The following is a 17526-nucleotide window of genomic DNA, read 5'->3' on the forward strand; positions in this document are numbered from 1 at the left end:
TTTTTCTCCTAAATGGACTTGGCGGAGACAGGAACCACCTGCCACTCACCCCTTTCGAAAACAATACGCTCCGTCACCTGGAAGCTCTCAGCGAGCCCGGCAGGGTCTTCTCCCGGCAGCAGCTGCACGACGATTCTGCCGGCATGACGGAGTTTGCGCACGAGACTCTCCAGCTTCGGATCTTCTGACGCCGGGGGCGCAATGACCGCGAAGGGAAGTTCGGGCGTTCTGAGCACAGCAAGCTCACGTAGATAGAGTGTAAATCCAACTGCCGGTCTAAAGCGTCCGAACGCTAATCCAATTCCGTCATAGCGGCCGCCCCGGAGGAGCGGTTCGGGCAGATCTTCAACAAGACCGGCAAAGGAAATACCCGTGTAGTAATCAAATCCTGTCACCGAGGCGCCGTCAATCGTGACGTCATCGGCTCCGCAACGCTCCGCGATCCACCGAAGCTCATCCACGGCCTTCTCGGCGTCCGGGTTCCCCTTGCAGAGCGCGAGAACGCGGTCCAGCGCGTCGTCACCGCCATAAATGAGGCAGAGTCCGGAGAGCGCTTCAACGGTCTTCGCGGAGAGGGGCTCTGCGGCAACAGCGAGCCCCGCCGGATCCTTATCGGAAAGCGCCGCGACAACGGCGTCCTGGATCGCGGGAGTAAGCGCCGGGTCCGATTTCAGGAAGGAACGCACAATTCCGGTGTGACCGATCGCGAGATGCACGCGCCGGATACCGACTTCGCACTGCATATCCACGGCGAGCCGCACCATTTCAAGATCGGCCTCCCGCCCCGTCGCGCCGAACATTTCGGCGCCGGCCACATACGGCTGACGAGTCGCGAGCGGGTGACGCGGCCGAGCGTGAAGCACCGACCCCGCGTAGCAGAGCCGTGTGATCCCGGTGCGGTTCAGAATGTGGGCATCGATACGCGCCACCTGGGGCGTGATATCGGCGCGGAACCCGGCCTGACGGCCGCTCGCCTCATCGACAAACTTGATCGTCGTGCGATCGAGCCGGTTGCCGGTACCGGTGAGAAGAGAATCCAGGAACTCGAACATGGGCGGACGGATAGCTTCAAATCCGTGAGACCTCATCACTTCGAGGGTGCGCGTACGCAGGGTTTCAAGTTCCCGCGTCTGCCGGGGCAGCATGTCGGCAATATGATCCGGTAATACCCAGTTCGTCATTTGGAAAAAATCCTATCAAAGCGAAGCAATATCGGTTTGCAGCAGCCAGATAACCGCGAGGCCGCAAAGCACGCCGACGATCCCAAGCTTCTGGATCGCGGAGTCAGGCACCTGCTGCAGAAGCGACAGTGCCCGCTTCCAGCGGCGGGGCGAGATCATCGGCATCAGGCTTTCGAAAATCATCATGAACCCAAAGGCGACCAGAAGCTCCTTCAGTCCCATCATGGCTTCGTGCCTCCAGGAAGTCCCCGGAAGTCGGGCATCGGGGCGAGCTTTTCACCAGGCTTCTCTTCAGAACGGGCCTTTTCAAGCGCCGAGGAGAAATCCCGGATTCCAGTCACACGGTCTATTTTCTGATAATTCGCGTTCGCCGCGGCATCGGCTTCAGACTTCATCTGAGCGGCACGGCTGAGCGCCGCGGAAAGCGTCTGACGGGCCTTCGCGTCGGCCGCGGCGCGGATCTCTGACGCGCTCTCCTCGACGAGGCGGCCCGAGGCCTGCACCTGGCCATTCAGAATCTTCGCGGTGGCGTCCAGGGCCGAAGCCTGGCTCTTCGCGTTGAGGCGCACCTCAGCGACGCGCACGGATTCAATCCGCACGCCGCGCTTCAGGAATTCAGGCGCCACTTTCGCCATCACCTGGGACGAGATCCAGACGCCGCCCCGCGTGATGAGAGACGCGTCATTCAGCCCGGCGGTTTCGCCGGCTGACGCGGTCTGCACGGCCTGCGTGATTTCGCGCGCCGTCTGGTCGCCACTTCCCTTGAATTCCTTCCACCAGAGCTCCGGCTTCACGACACGCCACACCACGTCGTAGCCGAGCGTCGGAATACTGCCTTCGCCCTTCGGCTCAAGCGCCGACACCTGAAGCGACTGCCCGCGGCAGTCAATCATCGCGGTCCGCTCAATGGGGTCCGGGAGTTTCACATGAAGCCCGGGCTCTGTCACCTCAGCGGACACGGATTTGTTCCATCCAAGCACGAGCGCCGCCCTTCCCTCTTCAACCGTGAAGAAGGAAAGTCTCGCGGCGAGAATCGCTGCCAGGGCGATCACAAAGGCTGCTATCAATTTCTTCATGATCATCGTCTCCTAGTGTCCGCGGTTACGGAGGTAATCGCGGCGGTCCGTGGTGCTTTCACGCTCATTCGCAGGATCCTCGCCCGGAGTTGTCACGTTCGAAGCCGCGGCCTCTGCGGCTGCCTCAGCAGCGGGTGACGACGCAGGGGCGGAAGACGCGGCGGCAGGCGATGCCTTCTTCTCCGCATCAAGCTTCTTCTGGGCAATGATCTGGGCTTCCGTCACCACCGGAACCGCGGATTCCTCACCCGGTTTCCCTTCAGGAGCCTTCGGTTTCGCGGCACGGATCACGGCCATCAGGTCATCAAGCTTCGCGTTCGCGATCGATCCCTTGTTCGGCAGAGCTGCCGCGAGCCCGGCATTCCAGGCCTGCTCAATCGCGTCGCGCTTCGCGGCGTCAGAAGCCTTTTCGCCATAGAGGTAGCTGATATAGCGGCTGTCCATTTCGGAAACCCGCACAACGCGCTCCCGATAGGATTCAGCGTTTTCTAAGATGGCGCGCGACGTGTTGACTGACATCGCGCCCGCGAGTTCTGCCCACCGCTGGGCATTCCCGAACGCGTTTTCACCCGCGTTCTGCGCCTCAAGCGCCACGCGTGACGCCTCACGGACCTCTGTCGGGATGCCAGCATTCGTGACCGACACGGATTCGATATGGACACCGAGACCGAGGCTATCGGCCTCCTTCTGGACCCGCTTCGCAAGATCGTCCTTCAGGAGCACCGCCCGGCCGCTCAGCACGTCATGCACCGTCATATCGGTGAACTCCTGACGGAGCGCGCGGCGAAGCGCCGCGTCGATCACTTCCGAGGGATTCACCATGTGTTCGAGATAATTCCGGACGCCGTCAAACGCGACCTGCCACTTCACGGTGGCGGTGGCGGAGACAAAGCTGCCGTCAGCGGTAAGGAGATAGCCTTCGCCCGCCTTCCCCGAGAAACTCACGTCCTGGCTGTGCACGAGACGCGTATCCACCGTGCGGACTTTCTCAAAGGGCCATGGGAAGTGCCAGTGCGTGCCAGGGCCGACCAGTTCCTTGAACTGACCTGTCGCGTAAAGCGCGGCGGTTTCGCCGGACAGCACGGAGTAGAAGCCGGCGCCGAGGTACGCGCCGACCGAGAAAATGGCGACGATCGCGACCAGCGCTGCGATACGGCTCGAACGCCTGCTGCGATCAATCTGGGGAATATCGTCTTCGCGCGGGGACTCCGGGGTTCCAGTCTTCTTTCCGGGCTGCTGGGGGCCGGACGCCTGGGGGCCGTTCTTTCCGCCGTTTGCCCAGATGGACTGCAGGAGGTCATTGAACGCCTTCCACTCAGCGTCAAGGTCCTTTCCGCTCTTCTTCGCGGAGGATTCCTCAGTGTCTTCGGGGCGGCCGGAGTGAGAGTCACCGTTCGGGGTTCCCGGATTGCGGATTTCGGGCTTCTCGGGCTGCGGCTGCGCGCGACGGGGCTCCTCAGGCTTCTGAGGAGGCTCCGGCGTTCCGGCAGGTTCCGAACCGGTTCCGCTCACTTTCGGCGTTTCCGGCTCATTTTTACCTGAAGAAGATTCCTTCTCCGGATCTTTCTTTTCCGGTTCCGGGTGTCTTCCCCAGCGGTAATCATCAATAGACATAAAGAAAAAATCCTGAGGGGGATGTCCCCGAAATTCCCGCGCGCAAGCGCACCCCTGCCGTGCCCCGAAGGGTACAGCCTGCAAGTTTTTCAGTCTAACACCTGATCCGCCCCGGGCACCCCCTTCAGGGATCCCGCCGGGACGGGAAAAGGCGCACGAATCAAGCCGTCGGTTTTCCCGCGCGGCGGGCTTCGGCTTCGAGCTTCGCCTGTTCCCAGGGCTCAAGCTCACGGGCCTTCACCGGGTGATCCTTATGCCAGTGCTCGGCAAACTCCAGAATGGCGGCCCGGAGCTCATCAAGCCCCTCGCCCGTCACGGCGCTCACGCCTACGGAACGGACACGTCCCTTCTCATCCCGCACAACACCGGCCGCGGCCAGAGCCCGGTCGATCTTGTTATAGACAAGGATCGTCGGGATCGTGTCGGCATCAATCTGGGAAAGCACCTGATTCACGGAGTCAATCTGATCCTCGCGGACTTCGCTTGAAGCGTCGACCACGTGAAGGAGCAGATCCGCGTGCACGGTTTCCTCAAGCGTTGACTTGAAGGCCTCGACGAGCTGCGTCGGAAGGTCACGGATAAAGCCCACGGTGTCAGAAAGCACCACCATCTCGCTCCCGCCCACCCAGCAGCGTCTCGCTGTCGTGTCAAGTGTCGCGAAAAGCTGATTCGCGACGTAGGCGTCAGACCGCGTCAGGCGGTTGAAGAGCGTGCTTTTCCCCGCGTTCGTATAGCCGACGAGCGACACCGTCATCTGATCGCCGCGCGTTCTCGAGCGGCGCTGCGTGTCACGCTGCCGCTCCAGCTTCTTCAGCTGGACCTTCAGCTGCTTCACGCGCTCATTCAGCATTCGGCGGTCGAGCTCGATCTGCTTTTCGCCCGGACCGCCGGTCTTCGACAGACCGCCGCGCTGACGCTCAAGGTGGGTCCATCCGCGGACAAGACGAGTCGACAGGTGCTCGAGCTTCGCAAGCTCCACCTGCAGACGGCCTTCACGGCTCTTTGCACGCTTCTGGAAAATTTCGAGAATTAGCTCGGTGCGGTCGAGAACAGCGATATGAGCCGCTTTCTCGATATTGCGCTCCTGGGCTGCCGAGAGCGGCGTGTCGAATATCAGCACGTCTGCTCCAGCCTCCCGGGCCGCGGTCGCGATTTCTTCAATCTTTCCGCTGCCGAGATATGTAGCAGGATCGGGCTTGTCGCGGTGAGCCTCCGTGAGGCCCACCGGGATCAAGGCATCCGAGGTGACGAGAAGCGAAAGCTCCTCGCTTGCATCCGGCCGGAAATCCCGGCCGAGGCTTACGCAGACAAGCCAAGCCTTTCCGGGGCGGTCATCCCGCTCCCGGTCTACCTGAAATACTGTCAGATCAAGACTCCGGAGTGTTCGTGATGGTGACGGAGCGGGTCGGCACGACCGTGCTGATCGCGTGCTTGTAGACCATCTGAGTCACGGTGTTGCGAAGCAGCACGACGTACTGGTCGAAAGATTCCACCTGACCCTGCAGCTTGATGCCGTTGATCAGATAGATATTGACCGGGATATGTTCTTTGCGAAGTGCGTTAAGGAAAGGATCCTGAAGAAGCTGTCCCTTGTTATTGTTGGCCATAATGTTTTTCCCAGCGCTTCTGCGCTTGTTCTTTGTTTGCTACACCCGCCAATAAAAAAGCGGGTGACGAAGTGTGTGTGCTGACAAATAAAGACCTGTCTGCACCCAATTATCATACGTCTTTATGAGGAGCCTTGCCGGGCCCGAGAATTTCAATCCGGCGGCGGAGACCGTCACGGATCGCGTCAAGCGACGCCGTCGCCTTCCCGAGTTCCCCCTCAGAGACGAACCCCTGCAGCTCGCGGACATTGCGGGTGATCTCCTCATCGAGCTCCGCGGTCTTCTGCGAGGTCGCGTCAGTCACCTTGGGCTGACTCGCGCAGAGCGCCTGGACTTCGGAGAGACGCTCCTGAAAGGGTTCAGTTACCTCTTTTCCGGCAACCTCAGCGAGACCGACCTTCCAGATCGTGCAGACACTCGGGCGGTTCTTGATCGGAGCGCCCCAGTAGAGACGCGTGAGGAACCGCGTGAGCAGCGTCCGGAAAACGATCTCCACGGCGGCAACCCCGGCGAGCCACGCCGCCACCATCGGATGACGGAGCCCCACGAAAGCCGCAGCAAGACCCGCGATCGCGAGCGTCACCACAGCGACCGTGAATGAAACGGACGGCGCGCCGAGCCCCGTCTGATCCCCGATTCGGCTCTGCGGATAGGCGATGGCGTTCACGAACATCGCGAACGCCGCAGCCAGCACCACCTCAACCGCAAGCAGCACATTCGCGTCGGGGTTCCCGAGCGGCACGCCGACCCAGTAAATCACCCCGAGCGAAATGAGGAAGACGACCACAGTCAGCAGCCAGGCTGACAGCTTGGTTCTTTTCATAGTGCTGCCTTCTTTTTACTTTTTCTTGCCGTTTGCGGGCTTCGGATCCGCGTACGGGTTACGGCCGGTACGGAATTCAATCTTGAGCGGCGTGCCCGCGAGATTGAACTTATCACGGAACCAGCTCTCGAGATAACGGCGATAGCTGTCGCCGATCTGCTGGAGCGAGTTGCCGTGGATCACGATCACCGGCGGATTCGTGCCGCCCTGGTGGGCGTAACGCATCTTCGGACGGACCTTGCCGGCGCGCGGCGGCTGCTGACGCTCAACGGCCTCAATCAGGGCTCGCGTGAGCTTCGGCGTCGGCAGCTTCGCGATAGCGGCCTGATAGGCTTCCTGAACCGCCTTCATGAGGTGGTTGAGGCCGTTATGCTTCAGGGCGGAGATATGCACGAACTTCGCCCAATGCAGGAACCGGAGCTTCATATCGAGCTGCTGGTCAAGCTGCGAGCGGTCATAAGCGCTCATGCCATCCCACTTATTCACGGCAACGACGAGCGCGCGGCCCGAGTCGAGCGCGTATTCGGCGATGTGGGCATCGTGTTCAGCGACGCCGCTCCGGGCATCAATCACGAGCACCACGACGTTCGAGTCCGCGATCGCCTGCAGGGTCTTCACGATCGAGAACTTCTCGATCGCCTCGAAAACGCGGCCCTTCTTGCGGAGACCCGCCGTATCCACGAGCGTGAACGGATGGCCGTCATACTCGAAATCGATATTGATCGCGTCGCGGGTCGTGCCCGGCATATCGAACGCGATGACACGCTCTTCACCGAGCAGCGCGTTCACGAGCGTCGACTTGCCGACATTCGGGCGTCCGGCGATCGCGACACGGATCCGGTGTTCGCCCTCTTCCTCCTCGGCGGGCTTCTCTTCCTCCTCATCCTCAGGGAAGGGAGAAAGCACGGTTTCCATCAGGCTCGCGATACCCTGACCGTGAGCGGCCGAGACCATAAAGGGCTCGACACCGAGACCAAGTTCATAGAATTCAGAGCCCGCGATCGCGCTGAGGCCTTCAGCCTTATTGACGGCGAGATAGATCTTGCGGCCCGATTCGCGCAGCGTCTGCGCGATACAGTGATCCTGAGGCGTAACGCCTGTTCTCGCGTCGACAATAAAGATAACGGCATCCGCTTCTTCAATCGCCAGCTCGGCCTGAGACGCCATGTGGCTCACCACGCCCTCGGGCCTCTGGGGCTCAAAACCGCCCGTGTCGACCACGATGTAAGGGCGCGGGCCCACCTTGCCGTCGCCGTAGTGGCGATCACGCGTCAGGCCGGCAAAGTCCGCGACAATGGCATCCCGAGTCTTGGTGAGCCGGTTGTAGAGTGTGGATTTCCCGACATTCGGACGACCGACAAGCGCAATAACCGGAAGCATGAGAGAAATTTCCTAAAAAATAAAATCCGCTGTGCTGTCTTTAGCGGCTGGTTGACCGGATGAACGCCAGTTCCCCGTCAACCGTTTGAAAAATGGCTCCGTCGCCATAAGCGATCGGAGTGGTGTAAATCGCGCCCGAAAGGCGGCCGCGGCCCATCTCACGCCCGGTGATCGGGTCAAGGAGATGCACGTAGCCGTCATAGTCACCGCTCGCCACATAGGAGCCGACGGCAACCGGCGCGGAGTTCTGACGGTACTTCATGGTGTCGTTCTTCCAGAGTTCGCCGCCCGTCGCAAGCGAATAGGCGTGAATCGTGCTCTTCTCGTCCACCACGTAGACGGTCTTCAGGTCAGCGGTCGGACCGGTGACAGCGTCAACCTTTTCGGTCCAGCGGACAGAACCGTTCTGGGCGCTCATGCAGGTGACACGGCCCTGGTAAGAGGCCGCGCAGAGAACGCCGGACGTGACGAGCGGCGCGCCCACGACGTCATTCAGACGCTCAACCTCAGTGATGCCGGAAGGCATCGAGATCGACGCTTCAAATGCCACCTTGCCGGTGAGCGAAATGCCGATCAGCTTGCCGTTCGCCTGGCCGACAAGAATGCCGTCAGCGAAGAAAATCATCTGGCGCGGCGCGCGCACCGAGAGGATCGGCACCTGACCCTGGTAGTACCAGGCCTGCTGACCCGTGCGGGCGTTGAACGCCGTCACGCGGGTATCCGATGTGTGCACGATCACGAGATCGTGACCGACAAGCGGCGGCATATCCACTTCAGACGGCATCTTGCGGCGCCAGAGTTCCTTGCCTTCAGCGGAGAGCGCCACGACGTTCCCCTGATCCGTGCCGACCGCGACAAAGTAGCCGTCGGAGCCGACGCCCGCCACCACCTTCTCCTTCAGAGAGGCGGTCCAGACCTTGGCGCCGTTCGACGGATCAATACGGAAGACCTCGTTCGAGCCCGCCGCATAGAGTCCGTTGCCGGCAAGAGCCGGCGTAAGGAAGGAGTGCTCAGAACTGCCGAGCTTCGTCGACCAGACCGTATTCACGGACGCGGACTGCTGAATCTCGGTGAGTTTCACCGGGGCCCGGGGGCTATCGGATGAGAAGAGGGAACAGCCGCCCAGCGCGAGCGCAAGGCCTGCGGCAATTGCGGTGCGAAGTAATTTCTGACTCATGTGCTCTCACACTCCAAAAATGTTGATTGATCAGCCGGCAGCGGAAGACTTGGCAGCCGGAGCAGAAGAAGCCGGAGCGGAGGCAGCGGCGGGTGCCGGGGCAGCCGTGCCGTCCTCAGGAAGCGAGTCCAGCTTCAGACGGATCAGATTCTGCAGCGGGTCGCCATCGCGGGCCGCGGCAATACCATCCTGCCAGGCCTTGCGGGCTTCGGCGTTCTTCCCCATCGCCTGATACACGTCGCCCAGGCGGTCATCGATCACGAGACGCTCCGTGTCAGTCGAAGGCGTAAAGCCCGTGAGAATCGAAAGCGCCTTATCGTAGGACTTTTCGTCCATCAGGAGACCGGCGAGACGGACACGCGCGATCGCTTCGAACTCCTTGCGGTCACCATGATCCACCACCCACTGAAGCTTCTGCTTCGCGGTAGCGATATCGCCATTATCGGCCGCATAGCGGGCGGCAACGAAAGCCGCCATCGGACCGTAGACCGTGGAGCCGTACTGATCGATCAGGCCGTCGGAAATCGACTTGATGTTCTTGCCGTCCTGATTGTTCACGGCCGTTTCAAGCGCCACATAGGCAACAGAAGCCTTGGCGGTCTGGCGGTGGTTCCACCACTTCCAGCCGTTATAGCCGGCGACGCCGACGCAGGCGAGCGTGATGACGACCAGAACGGGCGTGCCCCACTTTTCCCACCAGCCCTTCAGGTTGTCGATCGACTCCTGTTCCTCGAGGTTGTATGCCATGTCAAAGGTCCTTCGTTTCGAGTGCTAAAAGTTCGCTAAAAATCGTATCGCAGGCGTCGTCCGCCGGGAGCGTTTCCTGACGCGCAAACCGGGCATCCTCGCCGCGGTCGCGGAGACGCTTCACGGACACCGTGCCGTTCGCGGCTTCAGTATCGCCGATAATCACGGTAAATTCAGCTCCGGAGGCATCCGCCTTCTTCATCTGGCTCTTCATGCTCGCCTCGCCGCCGTGAACAATCGTGCTCACGTCGAAGTCGCGGAGCGACTCGGCCACGGTGACTGCGGGGTCAAGCGTGCCTTCACCCGCGTGGATCACGTACACCGAGCAGTCGGGGGTTTCCGGCTTCACGCCGAATTCCTTCATGAGCTCAAGAACGCGCTCCGCCCCCATCGCGAAACCGACGCAGGGCGCGGGCTTTCCGCCGAGGATCTCCATGAGACCGTCGTAGCGGCCGCCGCCGCAGATCGTCGCCTGAGAGCCGAGACGGTCCGTTGTCCACTCGAACACCGTGTGGCTGTAGTAGTCGAGGCCGCGGACGAGACGCGGGTTCACCGTGTACTCGATTCCGGCGCGTTCCAGCTGATGCTCGATCCCGGCGAGGAACGCGCGGGACTTTTCCCCAAGGTAATCGATCAGGCGGGGAGCGTTATTCGCGAGCTCCTGCATATCCGGATCCTTCGTATCGAGAATACGGAGCGGATTGAGGTAAAGGCGGTGCTTCGCCGTCTCGTTCAGCTGATCCTGATGCGCCTCAAAGTACTTGAGGAGCGCCTCGCGGTGGGCGGCGCGTTCCGCGGGCTCGCCGAGCGAATTGATTTCAAGCTTCACATCCTGGATGCCCAGCGCCTTCCAGAGGCGGGAGGTCATGAGGATCATTTCCGCGTCGACGTCAGGACCCGCGAAGCCGAGCGCTTCGCACCCGAACTGATAGAACTGACGATAGCGGCCGCGCTGCGGACGCTCGTGGCGGAACATCGGGCCGAAGTACCAGACACGGCGCGGGGCGTCGTAAAGCATGTTGTGCTCAATCGCCGCGCGGACGATGCCCGCGGTGTTCTCAGGACGCAGCGACAGCCGTTCACCATTCAGGGAGTCTTCGAAGGAATACATTTCCTTCTCCACGACGTCAGTCGCCTCGCCGATACCGTGCGTGAAGAGGTCCGTCGACTCAAGCACCGGGGTCCGCATCGGGCGGTAGCCGTACTCGGTCGCGATGTCGCGGGCCGTATCTTCGAAGAATTCCCAAATGGCGCTGTCCATCGGCAGCATGTCATTCATGCCGGTCACAGCCCTGATTTTTGCTTTTGAAGCCATCCCAAGTAATCCTTTCTTGCTTCAGTAAATGGTCCGCTACTCGCCCTTCGGGCCGTAAGTCCGGCGGACATAGTCGGTGAGGAGCTTTTTGAACTCCGTATCAATATCCTGCCCTTTAAGGGTGCCCCAGCGCTTCCCGTCCATGTAGACAGGCGCCACGGGGTTTTCGCCGCTTCCAGGGAGCGAAATGCCGATATCAGCGTGAGCGGATTCGCCGGGGCCGTTCACCACGCAGCCCATCACGGCAACCTTCATCCGCTCGACACCCGGAAATTCGCTCTTCCAGACGGGCATCTGCTCTCGGATAAATTCCTCAATACTCTTCGCGAGACGCTGGAAGAGGTCGCTCGAAGTCCGGCCGCAGCCCGGGCACGCCGTCACTTCAGGCGTAAAGCTGCGGAGTTCAAGCGACTGCAGAATCTGCTGCGCGACACGCACTTCCTCGGCGCGCGATTCGCCGGGTTTCGGCGTAAGCGACACACGGATCGTGTCACCGATCCCCTCGTTCAGCAGAATGGAGAGCGCCGCGGCGCTCGACACCATGCCTTTCATGCCCATGCCGGCCTCGGTAAGTCCGAGATGCAGGCAGCAGCGGCTGCGGCGCGCGAGTTCTTCATACACGTGCACGAGATCGGGGACGCCGGAGACCTTCGCAGAAAGCACGATCTTTTCAGCGGGAAGACCCACATCCATCGCGCGCTTCGCGCTCGCTACCGCGCTTTCCACCAGAGCCTCGCGCAGCACGTCAGAGGGCGGCAGCGGCACGGGCCGCTTCGCGTTCTCATCCATCATGCGGGCGAAGAGCTCCTGATCGAGCGATCCCCAGTTCACGCCGATGCGGACAGGCTTATCCTCGCGGATCGCCACTTCCACCATCTGACAGAAATGTTCGTCCTTCGCGTCACCCTTGCCGACGTTTCCCGGGTTGATCCGGTATTTAGAGAGCGCGCGGGCGCACTCCGGCACATCCCGCAGGAGCTTATGCCCGTTGTAGTGGAAGTCGCCGATAAGAGGCACGCTGCAGCCCGCCTGATCGAGCCTGTCGCGGATCACCGCGACAGCCTTCGCCGCTTCCGGCGTATTTACCGTCAGGCGCACCAGCTCGGACCCCGCGCGGGCGAGTTCCAGCACCTGAGCCACCGTCTGCTCGACATCCGCGGTCAGCGTATTCGCCATCGACTGAACCACGATCGGGTGGCCCGAGCCCATAGCGATATCCGTGTTCCCCCACTTCACATGGACGGTCGGCGTCACACGCCGGCCGGGGAGCGAAATCGTCGCAATCTGTGCCATCGTTCCGTTTCTCACTGAAGGATGAAGCGGGCGACCGATCCCTTCGTGTAGCCGGAGAGATCAAAGGGCGTGCCGTTGAGAGACACGGCGCACTGGGTCGAGTTGCCGACCGTCGCGCGGATCGGGAGCTTGCCGGTAAAGGACTTCTCATCCCCTGCCTTGATGTTCCCCTGGAAAATGGTCTTGCCATCCGCGTCGATCAGCTTCACCCAGGAGCTGCCGATCGTGCGGATCGTCACGTTCCCGGTACCGGCGGGAGCGGCTGCCGTGTCAGTGGTCTTTGCGGACGCCGCAGCGGTCTGAGCCGCAGCAGCCGGGCTCGAAGCCGCGGGAGAAGAGGCAGCCGTGTCAGGAACTGACGCCGTGCCATCCGGATTTGCCGTAAGAGGCGCGTTCGCCGGCATCGCGTTCGAGGGAGAACGCGGGCGCTGAAGAGCCGCGGTCCTGCCTGACGCTTCCTGCATCTGAACCTGAGCGGCCTCGGTATTGTCTCCGCCAAGCTTCGCGAGAATGCCTTCACGCCATCCGCCCCAGACCGCGCCGATCAGAACGATCACCACGGCGAAGGCGAGGAACACGCGGAACCCCTTCTTTCTCGGGCTCGCGTGGAACTCCACCTCTTTCTCCATCTTGCGGGCAGGCACAGCGTCTGCTTCCGGCGCCTGAGCGGCCGGCGTTTCGGGTGCGAATTCGCGCGCGAAAGCGTCCGTCACCGGCTTCGGATCCGTGCCCATCACGCGGCAGATGTCGCGGATAAAGGCCCGGACGTAGACAGGTTCAGGGAGAAGCCGCATCTCTTCGCGTTCCATCGCTTCAAGCTGGCCGCGGCTGATCTTCGTGCGGTTGGCGACATCGTCAAGCGACAGCCCTGCCTTTTCACGCAGGCTGCGCAGCAGCTTGCCGAATCCGGGCTGAGCGCCGGCCGCCGGTTCCTTCGCCGTCTGTTCTTTCTGTTCTTCCATCATTTCTCCTCGGCTTTATTGAAAATCGAAGCCGCCTCTTCCTTCTGGCGGACCAGCCGTATCGCACGATGGGTGCGGTCCTTCACCTGGCCTGCGAGCTGACCGCAGGCCGCGTCAATATCATCCCCCCGGGTCTTGCGGATCGTGGTCACGATACCCGCGTCATTCATCCGGCGCTCGAAGGCAAGCACCGTATCACGGTCCGACTTGAAGAGACCGGACCCCGGGAACGGGTTGAACGGAATGAGATTCACCTTGCAGGGGACGTTCCGCACGAGGCGGATCAGCTTATCCGCCATCTCGAGCGAATCATTCACGCCGTCCAGCATCAGGTATTCAAAAGTAATGTAATCGCGGGGCGCGTACCGGAGGTAGCGGCGGCAGGCCGCCATCAGGTCCTCAAGCGAATGCTTGCGGTTCACCGGCATGATCTTGTCACGCAGCTCGTCCGTCGGCGCGTGAAGCGACACAGCGAGAGCCACCGGAGCAAGCTCCGCGAGCTTATCCATCTGGTTCGTGAGGCCGCTCGTCGACACCGTGACGCGGCGGCGCGAGATGCCATAGGCGTGATCGTCTAGGAACAGACGGATCGCGGGCACCACGGCTTCCAGATTCTGGAGGGGTTCGCCCATGCCCATCAGCACGACGTTCGTGATCACGCGCTCATTCGGATTATTGGTACCCGCTTCGCGCCTCAGCTCGCGTTCAGCCCAGAAGAGCTGACCCACGATTTCGGAGGTCTTCAGGTTGCGGGCAAAGCCCTGTTTGCCGGTCGAGCAGAAGAGGCAGCCCATCGCGCAGCCCGCCTGCGTCGAAATGCAGAGCGTACCGCGGTCCACTTCAGGGATATACACCGCCTCAACGGCGTTGCCGTTGCCGACATCAAAGGCCCACTTTCGGGTGCCGTCGGAGGAAATCTGTTCGCGCATCGGTTCCGGAGGACGGACTTCAGCCATCGCCTCCAGCTTCTCGCGGAAGGACTTCGCGAGATTCGTCATCTTGCTGAAGTCGCTTTCAAGGTTGCGGTGGATCCATCGTGTGAGCTGGACTGCCCGGAAAGGTTTTTCCCCAAGGCTGTCACACCACCTGGTGAGTTGCTCCCGATCAAAATCAAGGAGATTCACTCGCTCTGCCGCCATTAGACACCTGCCTCCACGGCCCGTCGGGCCCATGAATCAATGAAACTTCAAAAAACTGCAATCCCCTCCCTTCACCCGCGGGCGAAGGGAGGGGGTACTAGCTAACTGCGCCTGACTGCCGCCGGATTAGCGGGAGTGAATGGCGAGAGCCGGGAAGAAGTAAGCGATCTCGCGGGCAGCGGTCTCGGGAGCATCAGAGCCGTGCACAGCGTTGGCGTCGATCGACTCAGCGAAGTCGTGACGGATCGTGCCGGGAGCAGCCTTCTTCGGGTCGGTAGCGCCCATCAGTTCGCGGTTCTTCAGAATCGCATCTTCGCCTTCGAGCACCTGGATCATGACGGGGCCGGAGATCATGAAGGAAACGAGATCCTTGAAGAAGGGACGATCCTTGTGAACTTCGTAGAAGCCTTCGGCCTCAGCCTGGGAGAGCTGACGCATCTGGGCGGCCACGATCTTGAGGCCCGCGTCTTCAAAGCGGGTGTAGATCTTGCCGATCACATTCTTGGCGACGGCATCGGGCTTCACGATGGAAAGAGTACGCTGAACAGTCATTTTTAGTCCAATTGAAAAACAAAGAAACACCGCCGGGGCACCTGACAGGAGGCAGCCCGGAGGCAAAAAAGAATTCTTCCGCTGGGCAGCCCAGAGTGCGATCACTCGAAGGGGCTGCCGGATGAAAGATGCTTATTTTAGCATGCGTTAGAGGCACGCTCAGGCAGCTTCTGCGGGACGGGAATCCCCTGATTCTGCCTTGTCTTCCGCCTTTTCGGAGGGAAGCGGTTTCGGTCCCGGAACGAGCACCGCCATGCTTTCAACGTGCCCCGTATGCGGGAACATATTCATCACGCCTGCTTCAAGGAGCCGCCATCCGCCCTGATGCTGCAGAATCGCGCAGTCGCGGGCGAGCGTCGCCGGGTTGCAGGAAACATACACCACGCGTTCCGGGCGTTTATCGGTCGCGGCGAGCACCTGGCAGACCGCCTGGGCGCCTTCGCGCGGCGGGTCAAGGAGCAGCCGGTCGATTCCGCCCATCTTCTTCCAGATCGCGTCCCAGTCCTGTTCGGACCAGGTGAAGAGGTTGCGGGCGACGAAATCCGTTTTATCGGCCAGACCGTTTTCAGCGGCGCCGGCCTTCGCGCGGGACACGAGTCCCTCGCTGCCCTCAAGACCGATCACGCGGGCGCTTCGGCGGGCGAGCGGGAGCGTGAAGTTCCCTAGACCGCAGAAGAAGTCCACCACGCGGGATTCAGGAGTCAGCCTCAAGAGTCTCACCGCCCGGCTCACCATGGTTTCATTCAGCGCATGGTTCACCTGGGTAAAATCCGTGGGCTTGAAGGCGATACGGACATCGAATTCAGACAGATAAAGGCCGAGCGCGTTTTCAAGCTCCGGACGGATCGGGGCAGCCGAATCCGGTCCCTTCGGCTGGAGCCAGATATCCGCGCCGTACTGGTCACCGAACGCGAGGAGCTTCTCCTCATCCCCCTCACCGAGCGGCTCAAGGTTACGGAAAACCAGCGCCGTGCGGCCGTGGCCATCCACCGCCACATCAATCTGCGGCAGACGCTGACGGATCGTGAGCGTCGACACGAGTTCACGCAGCGGATCAATCATGTCGGAAACATGCTTCGGGAGGATCGCGCAGCTATGCATATCGGCAACGTAGGACGAGCTCCGCTCGTGGAAGCCGACCAGCACCCCGCCCTTCTTCGTCACGTCGCGCACCGTGAAGCGGGCGCGGTGACGGTAGCCCCAGAAAGGTCCGTAGATCGGGGGAAGGATGTTTTCAGGCTTTGTCTTTCCGATATGCCAGAGGGCGTCGAGCAGCACCCGCTGCTTGATCGCCACCTGTGCGAACGGATCAAGATGCTGCATCGCGCAGCCGCCGCAGCACCCGGGTTCAAGCCCGAAATGCGGGCAGCGGGGCTTCACGCGGAGCGGCCCCTCGTTATGCAGCTCCACCAGGCGCCCGATCTCAAACGACGTCTTATTGCGGATCCGCTCGTAAGTCACTACTTCGTGAGGCAGAGCCCCTTCGACGAAGACCGCTTTACCTTCGCGATGCGCTACGCCGCGGCCGTCCTGATCCAGGCTCTCAATCTCGACCGTAAAACGGTCGCGTGGTTTTTTGTTTTTATGAAAAGAACGCGCCATTATCGCTTTTCCTCAATCGTCATATATCCGGGGGTCTGCTTCCAGAAAATCAGAAGCCCGGAACTTCCTGATAAAAATGGAAGTACCGGGCGCGCCATATTAGCGGATTTCAGAAATTACCGCAGATAGGGAGCAGGATCGACAGGCTTGCCGCCAATACGGGCTTCGAAGTGAAGCACGGGCTTCGAGGCGTCAAATCCCCCCACCGTACCGATCTTCTGACCGGCCTTCACACGGTCTCCCTTCTTCACGTTGATCGTCTGCAGCTGACCATAGGTCGTCACAAACGTCCCGTCGCCGTGGCGGAGAATCACAAGGTTCCCGTACCCCTTGAAGGCGGTCGAGGTGAGGAGGACTTCGCCGTTCGCGGCCGCCTTCACGGTCGTGCCGCGGCGGCTCGAAATATCAATACCGCGGGTCGCGGGCGAGAAATGGCTGACAACGTCACCCGTCACAGGCCAGGAGAGCGTCTCCTGGGTGCCGGGAATCGGGGTCGGAGCGTGAGCCGTGGGAGCCGGGACTGCCGCGGGAGCCGCAGCCGACGCAGGCGCCTCGGGCTGCTTCACACCCACTGCCTGAGAGGCGGGAGCGGTGGTCGGCTGAGCCTGGTGAGCGGCGACCGGGGCTGTCGCCACGCGGACTGCCGGGCGGCCTGCGCCCGGAATCTGCAGCGTGCGGCCGACCGCGAGCTGACGCGGATCCGAGATGCCATTCACGCGCATCAGCTCATTCACGTTCACGCCGTGGTTCTTCGCGATACGGTAAAGCGTGTCGCCGGCCTTCACGGTGTAAGTGTTCCCGGACGCGGCAGGAGCGGCGGACGACATGGCAGAGCCACCGGAGAATCCGCTTCCGCCTGAAAGCGGCACCACCTGAGCGCCGGAAGAGGACGCGGCGGGCGCGGCCGGCACGGAAGCGGGGCCGGACTTGATCGTGCCCGAGGTGCTGTTATCCGACACCGGAGCAATCTGAGTCGACGTACAGGCCGTGGCGAAAACGGCGGCAAGCGCGCTGGCGATTAAAAGCTTACCTGCTGAAGACATGAAACTCTCCCCTAA

At 61.5% G+C, this 17526-nt stretch carries 17 protein-coding genes; all 17 read right to left on the reverse strand.

Annotated elements, in window-relative coordinates:
- Window positions 1-8: 8 nt before the first annotated feature.
- Complete coding sequence (locus BN1936_RS09910) at window positions 9-1181, reverse strand: ATP phosphoribosyltransferase regulatory subunit (protein WP_049687292.1); 1173 nt, start codon at window positions 1179-1181, stop codon at window positions 9-11.
- 15 nt (window positions 1182-1196) lie between these two features.
- Entirely contained in the window at window positions 1197-1406 is a 210-nt protein-coding gene (locus tag BN1936_RS09915) for a DUF2065 domain-containing protein (protein ID WP_022444156.1), read from the reverse strand.
- On the reverse strand, window positions 1403-2257 hold the full coding sequence (locus tag BN1936_RS09920; protein WP_157274791.1) for an SPFH domain-containing protein: 855 nt from the start codon (window positions 2255-2257) through the stop codon (window positions 1403-1405). The genes BN1936_RS09915 and BN1936_RS09920 overlap by 4 nt, the downstream gene beginning before the upstream one ends.
- A 12-nt stretch (window positions 2258-2269) precedes the next feature.
- On the reverse strand, window positions 2270-3871 hold the full coding sequence (locus BN1936_RS09925; protein WP_049687294.1) for an SPFH domain-containing protein: 1602 nt from the start codon (window positions 3869-3871) through the stop codon (window positions 2270-2272).
- A 160-nt stretch (window positions 3872-4031) separates the two neighbouring features.
- Window positions 4032-5237: a GTPase HflX gene (gene hflX / locus BN1936_RS09930; protein ID WP_049687295.1), complete on the reverse strand. Its 1206-nt coding sequence runs from the start codon at window positions 5235-5237 to the stop codon at window positions 4032-4034.
- Between the two features lies 1 nt (window position 5238).
- Entirely contained in the window at window positions 5239-5478 is a 240-nt protein-coding gene (gene hfq / locus BN1936_RS09935) for an RNA chaperone Hfq (protein WP_022444160.1), read from the reverse strand.
- Between the two features lie 112 nt (window positions 5479-5590).
- A complete protein-coding gene (locus BN1936_RS09940; protein WP_049687296.1) occupies window positions 5591-6301 on the reverse strand; it encodes a hypothetical protein in 711 nt (236 codons plus the stop codon).
- 15 nt (window positions 6302-6316) lie between these two features.
- Window positions 6317-7681 carry a ribosome biogenesis GTPase Der gene (gene der / locus BN1936_RS09945; RefSeq protein WP_049687297.1) on the reverse strand — a complete coding sequence of 455 codons (1365 nt, stop codon included), beginning with the start codon at window positions 7679-7681 and terminating at the stop codon, window positions 6317-6319.
- A 40-nt stretch (window positions 7682-7721) separates the two neighbouring features.
- Complete coding sequence (gene bamB / locus BN1936_RS09950; protein WP_022444163.1) at window positions 7722-8858, reverse strand: outer membrane protein assembly factor BamB; 1137 nt, start codon at window positions 8856-8858, stop codon at window positions 7722-7724.
- Between the two features lie 30 nt (window positions 8859-8888).
- A complete protein-coding gene (locus BN1936_RS09955; RefSeq protein ID WP_022444164.1) occupies window positions 8889-9605 on the reverse strand; it encodes a YfgM family protein in 717 nt (238 codons plus the stop codon).
- Between the two features lies 1 nt (window position 9606).
- Window positions 9607-10920 carry a histidine--tRNA ligase gene (gene hisS / locus BN1936_RS09960; RefSeq protein ID WP_049687298.1) on the reverse strand — a complete coding sequence of 438 codons (1314 nt, stop codon included), beginning with the start codon at window positions 10918-10920 and terminating at the stop codon, window positions 9607-9609.
- Window positions 10921-10956: 36 nt separating this feature from the next.
- Window positions 10957-12213 (reverse strand): flavodoxin-dependent (E)-4-hydroxy-3-methylbut-2-enyl-diphosphate synthase, encoded by a 1257-nt coding sequence (gene ispG, locus BN1936_RS09965; protein ID WP_022444167.1) that lies wholly within the window; start codon window positions 12211-12213, stop codon window positions 10957-10959.
- A gap of 11 nt (window positions 12214-12224) precedes the next feature.
- Window positions 12225-13178 carry a helix-turn-helix domain-containing protein gene (locus BN1936_RS09970; RefSeq protein WP_082164569.1) on the reverse strand — a complete coding sequence of 318 codons (954 nt, stop codon included), beginning with the start codon at window positions 13176-13178 and terminating at the stop codon, window positions 12225-12227.
- Window positions 13175-14314 carry a 23S rRNA (adenine(2503)-C(2))-methyltransferase RlmN gene (gene rlmN, locus BN1936_RS09975; RefSeq protein WP_049687300.1) on the reverse strand — a complete coding sequence of 380 codons (1140 nt, stop codon included), beginning with the start codon at window positions 14312-14314 and terminating at the stop codon, window positions 13175-13177. The genes BN1936_RS09970 and rlmN overlap by 4 nt, the downstream gene beginning before the upstream one ends.
- 126 nt (window positions 14315-14440) lie before the next feature.
- A complete protein-coding gene (ndk, locus tag BN1936_RS09980; RefSeq protein WP_022444170.1) occupies window positions 14441-14866 on the reverse strand; it encodes a nucleoside-diphosphate kinase in 426 nt (141 codons plus the stop codon).
- Window positions 14867-15025: 159 nt separating this feature from the next.
- The gene (gene rlmD, locus BN1936_RS09985) at window positions 15026-16468 is read right to left on the reverse strand and encodes a 23S rRNA (uracil(1939)-C(5))-methyltransferase RlmD (protein WP_049687301.1); all 1443 of its coding nucleotides are present in this window, start codon (window positions 16466-16468) and stop codon (window positions 15026-15028) included.
- 116 nt (window positions 16469-16584) lie between these two features.
- Window positions 16585-17511, reverse strand: coding sequence for a M23 family metallopeptidase (locus BN1936_RS09990; protein ID WP_049687302.1), 927 nt, complete (start codon window positions 17509-17511; stop codon window positions 16585-16587).
- Window positions 17512-17526 lie beyond the last annotated feature (15 nt).

Source organism: Dakarella massiliensis (assembly GCF_001182045.1).
Classification (GTDB): Bacteria; Pseudomonadota; Gammaproteobacteria; order Burkholderiales; family Burkholderiaceae_F; genus Mesosutterella; species Mesosutterella massiliensis.

Coding starts and splice junctions, on each gene's coding strand:
- BN1936_RS09910 (WP_049687292.1), bottom strand. CDS start 1,181: ATGACGAACTGGGTATTACCGGATCATATTGCCGACATGCTGCCCCGG.
- BN1936_RS09915 (WP_022444156.1), bottom strand. CDS start 1,406: ATGATGGGACTGAAGGAGCTTCTGGTCGCCTTTGGGTTCATGATGATT.
- BN1936_RS09920 (WP_157274791.1), bottom strand. CDS start 2,257: ATGAAGAAATTGATAGCAGCCTTTGTGATCGCCCTGGCAGCGATTCTC.
- BN1936_RS09925 (WP_049687294.1), bottom strand. CDS start 3,871: ATGTCTATTGATGATTACCGCTGGGGAAGACACCCGGAACCGGAAAAG.
- hfq (WP_022444160.1), bottom strand. CDS start 5,478: ATGGCCAACAATAACAAGGGACAGCTTCTTCAGGATCCTTTCCTTAAC.
- BN1936_RS09940 (WP_049687296.1), bottom strand. CDS start 6,301: ATGAAAAGAACCAAGCTGTCAGCCTGGCTGCTGACTGTGGTCGTCTTC.
- der (WP_049687297.1), bottom strand. CDS start 7,681: ATGCTTCCGGTTATTGCGCTTGTCGGTCGTCCGAATGTCGGGAAATCC.
- bamB (WP_022444163.1), bottom strand. CDS start 8,858: ATGAGTCAGAAATTACTTCGCACCGCAATTGCCGCAGGCCTTGCGCTC.
- BN1936_RS09955 (WP_022444164.1), bottom strand. CDS start 9,605: ATGGCATACAACCTCGAGGAACAGGAGTCGATCGACAACCTGAAGGGC.
- hisS (WP_049687298.1), bottom strand. CDS start 10,920: ATGGCTTCAAAAGCAAAAATCAGGGCTGTGACCGGCATGAATGACATG.
- ispG (WP_022444167.1), bottom strand. CDS start 12,213: ATGGCACAGATTGCGACGATTTCGCTCCCCGGCCGGCGTGTGACGCCG.
- BN1936_RS09970 (WP_082164569.1), bottom strand. CDS start 13,178: ATGATGGAAGAACAGAAAGAACAGACGGCGAAGGAACCGGCGGCCGGC.
- rlmN (WP_049687300.1), bottom strand. CDS start 14,314: ATGGCGGCAGAGCGAGTGAATCTCCTTGATTTTGATCGGGAGCAACTC.
- ndk (WP_022444170.1), bottom strand. CDS start 14,866: ATGACTGTTCAGCGTACTCTTTCCATCGTGAAGCCCGATGCCGTCGCC.
- rlmD (WP_049687301.1), bottom strand. CDS start 16,468: ATGGCGCGTTCTTTTCATAAAAACAAAAAACCACGCGACCGTTTTACG.
- BN1936_RS09990 (WP_049687302.1), bottom strand. CDS start 17,511: ATGTCTTCAGCAGGTAAGCTTTTAATCGCCAGCGCGCTTGCCGCCGTT.